The sequence below is a fragment of the Vibrio sp. 10N.261.51.F11 genome, from assembly GCF_041471665.1.
Classification (GTDB): Bacteria; Pseudomonadota; Gammaproteobacteria; order Enterobacterales; family Vibrionaceae; genus Vibrio; species Vibrio crassostreae_C.
This window is the reverse complement of sequence record NZ_JBFROW010000077.1, coordinates 1-10733: the sequence shown is the minus strand read 5'-3', so window position 1 is coordinate 10733 and position 10733 is coordinate 1. Positions and strand designations below refer to the sequence as shown.

The 10733-nt window shown below is 47.3% G+C and carries 9 protein-coding genes; 5 read left to right on the top strand and 4 right to left on the bottom strand.

The genetic code is table 11. From position 1 onward, the window contains the following. Window positions 1-526: 526 nt before the first annotated feature. The 4 genes from AB4351_RS20180 to uraH all read right to left on the bottom strand — a co-directional run bounded on the left by AB4351_RS20180 (window position 527) and on the right by uraH (window position 5675). Window positions 527-1891: an 8-oxoguanine deaminase gene (locus tag AB4351_RS20180; protein WP_017086620.1), complete on the bottom strand. Its 1365-nt coding sequence runs from the start codon at window positions 1889-1891 to the stop codon at window positions 527-529. Window positions 1892-2064: 173 nt separating this feature from the next. Further along, window positions 2065-3516: a nucleobase:cation symporter-2 family protein gene (locus tag AB4351_RS20175; RefSeq protein ID WP_372126965.1), complete on the bottom strand. Its 1452-nt coding sequence runs from the start codon at window positions 3514-3516 to the stop codon at window positions 2065-2067. A gap of 217 nt (window positions 3517-3733) precedes the next feature. Next, on the bottom strand, window positions 3734-5077 hold the full coding sequence (locus tag AB4351_RS20170; protein ID WP_076667210.1) for an NCS2 family permease: 1344 nt from the start codon (window positions 5075-5077) through the stop codon (window positions 3734-3736). A 244-nt stretch (window positions 5078-5321) separates the two neighbouring features. Continuing rightward, the gene (gene uraH / locus AB4351_RS20165; RefSeq protein WP_017071967.1) at window positions 5322-5675 is read right to left on the bottom strand and encodes a hydroxyisourate hydrolase; all 354 of its coding nucleotides are present in this window, start codon (window positions 5673-5675) and stop codon (window positions 5322-5324) included. Between the two features lie 426 nt (window positions 5676-6101). On the opposite strand from uraH, the gene puuE reads away from it, so the two are divergent. The 5 genes from puuE to AB4351_RS20140 all read left to right on the top strand — a co-directional run bounded on the left by puuE (window position 6102) and on the right by AB4351_RS20140 (window position 10597). Continuing rightward, the gene (gene puuE, locus AB4351_RS20160) at window positions 6102-7040 is read left to right on the top strand and encodes an allantoinase PuuE (RefSeq protein ID WP_017111437.1); all 939 of its coding nucleotides are present in this window, start codon (window positions 6102-6104) and stop codon (window positions 7038-7040) included. Window positions 7041-7062: 22 nt separating this feature from the next. Further along, window positions 7063-7578, top strand: a complete 516-nt coding sequence (gene uraD / locus AB4351_RS20155) for a 2-oxo-4-hydroxy-4-carboxy-5-ureidoimidazoline decarboxylase (protein WP_017067791.1) — start codon at window positions 7063-7065, stop codon at window positions 7576-7578. Between the two features lie 123 nt (window positions 7579-7701). Continuing rightward, entirely contained in the window at window positions 7702-8688 is a 987-nt protein-coding gene (gene alc / locus AB4351_RS20150) for an allantoicase (protein ID WP_017086623.1), read from the top strand. Window positions 8689-8702: 14 nt separating this feature from the next. Continuing rightward, the gene (locus AB4351_RS20145; RefSeq protein ID WP_004732859.1) at window positions 8703-9263 is read left to right on the top strand and encodes an ureidoglycolate lyase; all 561 of its coding nucleotides are present in this window, start codon (window positions 8703-8705) and stop codon (window positions 9261-9263) included. Between the two features lie 14 nt (window positions 9264-9277). After that, on the top strand, window positions 9278-10597 hold the full coding sequence (locus AB4351_RS20140; RefSeq protein ID WP_372126963.1) for a urate hydroxylase PuuD: 1320 nt from the start codon (window positions 9278-9280) through the stop codon (window positions 10595-10597). Window positions 10598-10733: the final 136 nt, after the last annotated feature.

Sequence of the window (10733 nt, the reverse complement as noted above, 5' to 3'; positions counted from 1 at the left end):
ATCTATAGTAGATTTATAATGAAAAGTTCTATTTAGATCACACATTTGAATTCATATTGATTGATTGTTGATCTATTGAATTTAATGATATTTAAGTCACTACTCCTGTGTCTTTTGTCAGGCTAGGTATGGAAAGGTCTCGAGAGGTTTTTATTCTATTCATAAATGCGATAAGTGATAAAAGTATAATTATCCTCATAATTTCCATTATTACTAAATCTGTTGATTAATTTGATGAATATATAAATAGAACGAGCGTTTTAAATTTGATCTGTGCCAGATAATGTACGGGTTGCTTTATATTAATCGAAAGTTTAATTAGTGAAGGTTTATATTTCGTTCTGATAGGGATGGAACTATTTAAGTAAACTGACTAATACATAGCCTGAGAGGCAATCATGCCTGCAGATTTTTGCGGGTGTTTTCGAATGTTTATGGGTTTTTAGAATCTTTGCGGATGTTCTGGGTGTTTGCCCATCAAAGCCACGCGCTTTGGCTTGCAGTGTTTGATGGGCAAGTGTCTTAGTTAGTTGTTATTCATCGCCAACTTACCAAGCTTCATTGCAGCAGCGTGGTGGCGGTGCATCAGTTGCTCCATGTCTACTCCAATTACTGCTCCATCGTTAACTCGCCATTTTCCGGCTACCATCACTTTATCCGCTTGTTGAGCGCCGCAGAGTAGTAGTGCTGCCAGCGGATCGTGGCTGCCAGAGAAACGAATATCATCGAGTTTGAACATCGCGATGTCGGCTTGTTTTCCGACTTCTAGTGTACCGATATCCGTTCTGCCCATTGCTCGTGCAGAGCCTGATGTCGCCCAGCGCAGTGCATCAAAGTGTGAAACGTTGGCAGAGCCATACTGCAGGCGCTGTAAGTACATCGCCATGCGCACTTCAGCAATCATATTTGAGCCATCGTTTGAGGCGGAACCATCTACACCTAGCCCGACTTTTACGCCTGCTGCTTCAAGGTCGTTGTTCTTACAAATACCGGAAGCCAACATCATGTTGGACGTCGGGCAATGACTGATACCAATCCCTGCTTTACCCAAGCGCTTGATCTCTTCTGGATTGAAGTGAATACCATGAGCGAGCCAAGTGCGTTCGTTGAGCCAGCCGACATCTTCTAGGTAATCGACAGGGCGTAGACCGAACTTCTCGATACAGAAGTCCTCTTCATCGAGCGTTTCGCATAGGTGAGTGTGCATCATCACGTTCTCACGCTCACTGATCTTGGCGGTCTCTTTCATCAGGTCGGTGGTGACTGAGAACGGCGAACAAGGCGCGAGTGCGATTTGAATCATCGCCCCTTCATCGCGCTGGTGGTAATCGCGAATCAAGCGTTGGCTGTCATCAATAATGGTCTGTTCGGTTTGAATGGTGTGTCGTGGAGGTAGCCCACCTTCATCTTCCCCTAGGCTCATAGAACCGCGAGTGAATATCGCTCTTACACCCAATTTCTCTGCGGCCTCGACTTGTAAATCGATGGCGTGTTCTAGCCCGTCTGGTAGCAAGTAATGATGGTCTGACGCTGTGGTGCAGCCCGACATCATTAACTCAACCAGCGCCAGCTCTGTGGCAAGGCTCATCATCTCTGAGTCGAGATTGGCCCAAACTGGATAGAGGCTTTGTAGCCAATGGAAGAGTTCTTTATTCAGTGCGCCGGGGTAGGCACGCGTTAGGGTTTGATAGAAGTGGTGGTGCGCATTGATAAGCCCAGGAGTCACAACATGACGAGAGGCGTCGACGCTGTAATCTACGGGTAAGGTTGGTTCTTTGTGTTTACCAACCAATTCAATGATCTTATTACCTTTAATGACAATGCCGCCTTCTGCATCAGCCAGTGAGCCAGTGTAGATTGCGAGAGGATTCTTAATCCAGATGGTTTCCATTCATAGTAGTCCTTAGCCATCTCAGCCTTTTCAGGGAAGAGGGTCTTTATTGGTATTTGCTGTTGAAAGATAAATTCGAATCAGGGCGTTAAAACGTTCGATGTTGTAATCAGCCCTGATCCTACGGAAATCGGTTTTACGTTAGTCAGTGAACCCGTTAGTTCGAGAATCAGCTAGTTCGTTTTTGGATCAGGATTTTCTGATGCCGCTTGAACGTCTGCTTCTGTACTTGCTTGCTGAATCTCTAATTGCTCGTCTGAGTGTCGTTCTTCTTCGGCTTGCTCTTTCATTTCTAGCTCAACTTGCGCTTGGCTTTCGGCCAGTGCTTCTTGTTCTTCTGCTCGTGAAGACTTTGGTAAAACAAGGTTCAATAGCACCGTCATGATAGTACCGGTAGTGATGCCTGAGTGAAGAAAGTTCGCAAGGTCATGCGGCAAGTGTTGCAGCAACCTTGGTTCGAAAGTGACGGCTAAGCCAGACGCTAAACCAACACAGATTACCAAGGCATTTCGCTTGGTGTCTGCGGCCTTGATCAACATGCGGATACCCGCGTAGGCAATCATTCCGAACATCACAAAACCCACACCACCTAGAACAGGTTTCGGAATCGTGACGGCAATAGCGGCTAATTTCGGGAATAAACCGCCTAAAATTAGCAAACCACCGGTTGCAGCCACTACATAACGACTTGCTACACCTGTGATACCCACAATACCGACGTTTTGACTGAACGATGCCAGTGGCATTGCCGTTAAAATCGAAGATAAGGTACTACCAAGTCCATCGCCTAATAGACCACGTTTTAAGTCTTTACCGCTGACTTGGGTTTGGCAGTTGTTGCCTAGTGCCATGAAGTCACCTGTTGCTTCGGCGATAACCACGATGTACACCAAGCTCATGCTGATGATGGCACTCGCAGAAAAGGTAAAGCCATATTTGAAGGGCTCAGGTCCGCCAACCCAAGCGGCAGAGCTGATTTGCTCAAGGTCGACCATGCCGAGCGATAGCGCCACAATGTAACCGCCCGCTAAACCAATCACGATGGCCGAAGCGGCAACCGCGCCTTTACAGTAAACCGATACGCCAACCACAATCCCCAAAGAGATCAGTGCTAGAAACAGCTTTGGCAGCGTGGCGAATTGTTCCGTGTTGGCGGGAGAGTCTCCGACCCAGTTCATGGCAACCGGTAAAATGGTTAAGCCGATTAAGGTAACCACCACACCACTTACCACGGTCGGGAACAGTTTTCGAACCTTGTCCATATAGAAGCTGGCACCAATTACCACGAATGAGCCGATAAGTGCCGAGCCCATGATCGCGGCGACACCGCCTTCGTTGCCGATTGAAATGGCGACGCCCAAAAAGGCAAAGCTCGAACCCATCACCACAGGCAGTCGAATGCCAACAGGGCCAAAACCGAGACATTGAGCGACGGTTACAATACCTGACGCCAGCAGCGCAGCATTGATCAGCGAAACGATCTCGGTGTTAGGCAAGCCAATTGACGCGCCGACAATAAGGGGAACAGCGACGATGCCACCAATTGAGGCGAGCATGTGCTGTAATGCGAGTAGGAAGGTTAAGCCGTGAGGCGGTCTTTCATTTAGGGTGTACAGAAGTTTCATTTGATATTCCTCTGCCTGTGTTTCCGTTTACAGGCGATTGGCGGTCAAATAATGACTTCTACAAACTGCGTAGGGTCATAAAAAAGGTGCACTAACCGAGCGGATATTTGTGCGTTCCGCTGTTTAGCACAACTAGCTTTTTCTTAAAAATGTTGTTCTAGCATGTGTCTTGATAGCTCGGCCTGCGAACAGGCCAAGCGATAGTTACGTTGGGTGATTAACCGATGAACACGAGCTTCGCGACAAAAATAGCCGCTAAGAAGTACATCGAAATCGAGACGTCTTTTGTTTTACCTGTCGCCAGTTTCAGCACTGTGTAGGTAATGAAACCCAGTGCGATACCATTCGCGATAGAGAAGGTCAGAGGCATCATTAACGCTGTAATGGCTGCGGGAGCACCGTTGGTGAAGTCTTTCCAATCCACGTGCTGCATGCTGCTCATCATCACGAACGCCACATAAATCAACGCGCCAGAGGTCGCGTACGCGGGGATCATGCCAGCAAGTGGAGATAGGAAAATCGCCGCTAAGAACAACACCCCAACCACAATCGCAGATAGGCCTGTTCGTGCGCCTGCTGCAACGCCCGCTGCACTTTCTACGTAACTGGTTACTGGCGGACAACCCACACACGCACCTGCCACACTTGAGATACTGTCGGCTTTAAGCGCTTTGCTTAGTCCTTCAATTTTTCCCGTTTCAGGGTTAGTTAGGTTTGCACGCTCGGCCACGCCCATCAAAGTACCCGCGGTATCGAACATGTTTACAAAAAGGAAAGCCAAGATAACGCTGATCATTGAAACATCGAGAGCGCCCATAATGTCCATTTTTAGGAACGTAGGCGCTAAGCTTGGTGGAGCCGCGAAGAAGCCGTTGTAATGCACTAAGCCAAGCATCATACCGACGAGCGTTACACTCAAAATACCGATTAACACCGCACCAAATACTTTACGCTCACTAAGAACAGCGATGATAAGGAAAGCGATAGCTGCCAGTAGCGCTTCAGGTTTAGTGAAGTCACCTAGTGATACCAGTGTTGCTGGGTTTTCGACGACGATACCTGCTGTTTTAAGACCAATTAGACCTAAGAACAAACCAACGCCCGCAGTCATGGAGTAACGTAAACTCACAGGGATACTTTCAATGATCCATTGGCGGACTTTGTAGAAACTCATCCCGACAAACAAGATACCTGAGATAAACACCGCACCCAGTGCCACTTCCCAGCTGTAGCCCATTTCGCTTACTACCGTGAACGAGAAAAAGGCATTCAAGCCCATGCCCGGCGCAAGTCCGACAGGCCAGTTCGCAAATAACCCCATTAACAAACAACCGATAGCTGCACCAATACAGGTTGCGACGAATACCGCTCCCGCATCCATACCCGATGCGGCCATAATTTGTGGGTTAACGAAGATGATGTAAGCCATGGTTGCGAAGGTGGTGACACCACCGACTAACTCATTTTTTACGCTACTTCCGTGGGCCTTAATTTTAAAAAACTTCTCTAAAATTCCGTTGTTCGCATCTTGGTTGAGTATTTCTGTTTTACTCTCACTCATGTCAGCAAGTCCTTTTATGTTGTGATCCATTTATTGAATACAGCGAGATTTCAATATTAAGTTTTAAGGTTTTTCCTAGCTCTAACTCGTTATGAATAAGCTTTTCGTGGCTCATTTTTTAACTGTTAACGTTGTTAGTATTTTTATGTGAGCGTGCTTAATGAGCGCGCATCTTTTTAGATGCACGCATGAATCTGTTTATTATTGGGTGATAGAGCCTAGATCGGGATTCTAAGCATCGGGACTAACTGCCCCGATAAGTCGAGAAACTGTATGGTGAGACTAAAAGCGGAACGTGGTAGTGCGCATCGGGATCATCCAAGCCGAAGCGAATAACCACATCGTCTAGGAAAGGCACGCCATCCAATTCCACACCTTTGTTTTTGTAGTAGTCGGCTACATAGAATACCAATTGATATTTCCCCGGTCGGAATTCATTCCCAGCCAGAATTGGTGCATCGGTACGACCATCTGAATTAGTAAGCACGGTCGCCAGCTTTTCAGTGGAATCCTCGTTGACCTTATAAAGCTCTACCTTGATCTCTGCGCCAGGCAAGCCGTGAGTAGTGTCTAATACGTGTGTTGTTAATCTTCCCATAGTCCTTTAATAGCGCTTTTGGCGCTCCTCTGTTCCGTGGTTTATGTATCCATTTCGACCTTGCAAAAGAGTGCAACTGGTCACTTTGTTATCACTAACTATGTACGAACTGTACACAATTAGTAAAGCGAATTGTTGTAAAAATGTTAACTATTGTGTCTTTTTTTCTGGCTTTATAGATCCTGATTATCGTTTTTTGGTGAGGTTGTGATTTGTTAAGTTGTTGTTTTTAAATTGAAAGTGTATCTAAGTTTAACTTGAATAACAAAATCTTTACATTGAGATAAATAATTGTATACAATAAATGTACAGGGGTAAGGTTGCTCGGTTTTGAAATAACCAATAGCGGAATCACCAATAGAAGAATCATATTGATGAACCAGCTAAAGAGCGGCTAAGCCAACCACTTATGTTAGGAGTACTTGGATGAATAAGGATTATTCAAGAAATTTGATCGGTTACGGAGCTAACCCTCCAAACCCTCAATGGCCAGGTAATGCGCGCGTCGCGGTTTCTTTTGTATTGAACTATGAAGAGGGCGGTGAGCGTTGTTTGTTACATGGAGACGACGAGTCTGAAGCCTTTCTCTCAGAGATCCCGTCAGCACAACCGATCAAAGGCGAACGTCACATCAGCATGGAATCCATCTATGAATATGGTAGCCGTGTAGGTGTGTGGCGTGTTCTTCGCTTGTTCGATGAATATGAAATCCCACTAACCGTATTTGCTGTCGCAATGGCGATTGAGCGTCATCCAGACGTTGCCAAAGCCATGGTCGAAGCGGGTCACGAAATCTGTAGCCACGGTTATCGCTGGATCGACTATCAATACATTGATGAGTCTGAAGAGCGCGACCACATGACCAAAGCGATTGAGATCATCCAACAAGTGACGGGTCAACGCCCACAAGGTTGGTACACAGGTCGAACGGGTCCAAATACGCGTCGCTTGGTTGCAGAAGAAGGCGGCTTTCTTTACGACTCAGATGCCTATGATGATGACCTGCCTTATTGGCACACCGAGACTGGTCATCCGCAATTGGTGATCCCTTACACACTTGATGTGAACGACATGCGTTTTTCAACGGCGCAAGGCTTTAACTCTGGTGAGCAGTTCTTCCAATATCTGAAAGACACGTTTGATACCCTTTATATGGAAGGCGAAACCGCACCGAAAATGATGTCGGTTGGGTTGCATTGTCGTCTGATTGGTCGCCCCGGTCGTATTGCTGCATTAAGACGTTTCTTAGACTACGTAAAACAGCACGACAGCGTGTGGTTATGTCGTCGAATCGATATCGCCAACCACTGGCACCAACATCATCCATATCAACCAAATAACGCTAATCATCAACAGCAAAAGTAGCAGTGAAGCAAGGAGGCTTAACGTGACTGAATTTCGATCATGCCAACCAACAACCATGGACCGCGATACCTTTGTCGCTCACTTCGCTGATGTTTACGAGCACAGCCCATGGGTTGCAGAAGTGGTGTATGACCAAGGTTTGAATGCCGAAGATGACCATATCGAGAATCTTCATCTGAAAATGGCATCGACCTTGTTAAGTGCAGACCAAGGCAAACAGTTGGCTTTGATCAACGCTCACCCGGATTTAGCCGGTCGAGCAGCAGTAAACGGCGAACTCACCGAGTCGTCGACCAAAGAACAAGCGGGGGCGGGCATCGACCAGTGCAACGCCGAAGAATTTGAAAAATTCACTTCTTACAACAACAGCTACAAAAGTCGCTTCAATTTCCCTTTTATCATGGCGGTGAAGGGAGCCAATCGTTACCAAATTCTTGAGTCGTTCGAGATGCGATTAGGAAATGATAGTGAAACTGAGTTTGCTACGGCGATTCAAGAGATCAACAAGATCGCGATGTTTCGTCTCTGGGATATGTAAGTTAACGGAGTTAACAGCTATCTCAGCCCAGTCTTAGTGCGCTAAGAGCCCGCTTTATAAGCGAATAAGCCACTGAGTTCTCATTTTATTATTACTTGATTAATTGGATAGGATTACACGGACATGACCCAAACATTTGAACAATACATAAACCTTGCAGACGAAAAACTCGGCGCAGAAGCTATCTTCGCAACAGACGATTTTTTCGCGGATAAAAGCCGTCTACTCAGCCACGCAGCACCAGAGTGGAAAGACGACTTATACGACGATAACGGCAAGTGGATGGACGGTTGGGAAAGCAGACGTAAACGTGGTGAAGGTTACGACTACTGTGTCGTTCGCCTTGGTCTAGCTGGCACTATTGCTGGCGTTGATATTGATACCTCATTCTTCACAGGTAACTTCCCACCTTCGGCATCAATTGACGCGTGTTATTCACCACAAGGTGAGCCAACAGACGCAACAGAGTGGCAAGAAATTCTGCCTTCAATGGCACTACAAGGTGATCATCATCATCTTGAAGCGATTGAAAGCGACCAAGTATTTACTCATCTACGTTTGAACATCTACCCAGATGGCGGTGTAGCGCGCTTACGTGTTTATGGCCGACCAAGTGTGGATTGGGAAGCAATAGATTCTCAGCAACAGGTCGACCTAGCATCGGTTGAGCACGGTGGCCGAGCATTGGCATGTAGCGATGAGCACTACGGCAACAAAGCCAACATCTTAGGCCCTGGCCGCGGTGAAAACATGGGTGATGGCTGGGAAACAGCACGTCGTCGTACACCGGGTAACGACTGGGTTATCGTGGCACTAGGCCACCCAGGTAACATCGAACGCATCGTTGTGGATACGGCCCACTTCAAAGGTAACTACCCTGACAGTTGCTCGATTCAAGCCGCTTACGTGAAAGGCGGAACCGACGACCAAGTAGAAACACAAAGCCTATTCTGGCGTGAACTGTTGCCTGCACAAAAGCTGCAAGCGCACGAGATTCACGAATTCATTTCTGAGGTAAACGACCTTGGTGCGATTACCCACGTACGTGCAAACATATTCCCAGATGGTGGTATCAGCCGTTTGCGTCTGTTTGGTACGAAAGCGAAATAGGTAAGGAAATGAGTATGAGTAATGGAATACGTCGTTTATCCATCGAGCCGTTAACCAAGCAGGCTTTTGCAGAGTTTGGCGATGTTATCGAGTCCGATAATAGTGATTTCTTCATGATCAACAGTGGATCAACACGTCGCTACCACAAGCTAGCGACAACGGATGTGCAAGACCAAGACGGAGAAGCCATCATCAGCATCTTCCAAGCCACACCGTTGAGCTACCCACTGACCATCAAAATGTTAGAGCGTCATCCACTTGGCTCTCAGGCATTCATTCCATTACTTGGTCAACCCTATTTAATTGTTGTTGCGCCAAAAGGCGACGATCCAACATTAGCCAATAGCCGAGCTTTCTTGAGCAACGGCCGTCAAGGAGTGAACTATCACAAAGGGGTGTGGCATCACCCAGTTCTCGCCCTCACCGATCAAGACCAGTTCTTGATCGTCGATAGAGGCGGCGAAGGGCATAACTGTGACGAAGTTTATTTCGACAGCGACCGCGTGGCATTGCATTTGGACGACTTGCCGACGGACGACAATAAGGAAGAGCAACGCTTAGCTAAAGCGTTGTGATACAGGAGTTTATTATGGATCCGCATATTACAGAGTGGTTGAATTTAGCAATACGCTGGGCTCACATGATTGTTGGTGTTGCGTGGATAGGCGCATCATTTTACTTTGTTTGGTTAGAGAATAACCTTAACCGAGTAAACCCAAAAACAGGCCTTTCAGGCGACTTATGGGCAATTCACGGTGGTGGTATTTATCACCTAGAGAAGTACAAACTTGCGCCACCAGAAATGCCAGAGCACCTGCACTGGTTCAAATGGGAAGCTTACTTCACGTGGATCACCGGTGTGTGTCTACTGGGTGTGGTTTACTACCTCAACGCTGAGATTTACCTGATTGCACCGGGCTCTGGCCTTGATTCAACAACCGCAATCGCGATTGGTATTGGTTCATTCGTTGCCGGCTGGTTTATCTACGATCTACTGTGTGACTCACCATTAGGTAAAACCCCCGTGTTGCTTGGTGTTGTGCTGTTTGTGCTGCTCGTTGCTGCAACATATGGCCTAACTCAAGTGTTCAGTGGTCGTGGCGCTTACATCCATGTTGGTGCGATCATTGGTACCATCATGGTGGGTAACGTATTCCGCGTTATCATGCCTGCGCAGCGTAACTTGGTGAAAGCGATTGAAGAGAAGCGCGAACCGGATCCGGCACTGCCAGCGAAAGGCTTACTGCGTTCTCGTCACAACAACTACATGACACTGCCAGTGCTGTTCATCATGATCAGTAACCATTTTCCAAGCACTTATGGCTCGGAATACAACTGGCTGATCCTTGCTGGCCTAGCGATCTTCAGTATCTTGGTGCGTCACTACTTCAACACCCGTCATGGTAGCCAGAAGTTTGCCTGGACAGTACCAGTCGCAGCTTTGGGTATGATCACGCTCGCGTTTGTTACCTCACCTTATGCGAAAAAGCAGATGACTCCGGTTGTACAAGCGCCAGTGGTTCAAGAAGTGCAAGTCAGCGCGACGGAATCGACGACAGAAGAGCTTGCTGAAAACGGTACAGCTTCAACTTCGGCTAGTTCTCAAGCTGTACCAGCAGACCACGCAATGCAAACTGATAGCGCAGGCGTCAGCTTTGAAACCATCAACAAAGTCATTCAAGAGCGCTGTTCTGTGTGCCACTCATCAACTCCTAGCCACGCCGCTTTTGCTGCTGCGCCAGCCGGTGTGATGTTTGATACCCCAGAAGAGATTAAAGCCAACGTACCAAGAATTGTTGCTCAAACGGTAACAACCAAGGTGATGCCGCTCGGCAACATGACTCAAATGACTGATGAAGAGCGCGCACTAATCGGCACTTGGGTAGAGCAAGGCGCTACGCTTCAATAATGATGTGAATCCTTTACCTAAGAGCATGAGTCTTAGGTGAGGCTTGGGGAGAGTTTGGTTTACGGGTACGCGCCAAACTCATCCCACCCTGTTTCCCCGGTTCCTATAACCGGGGCTTTTTGTTGTGCGCCGAGCA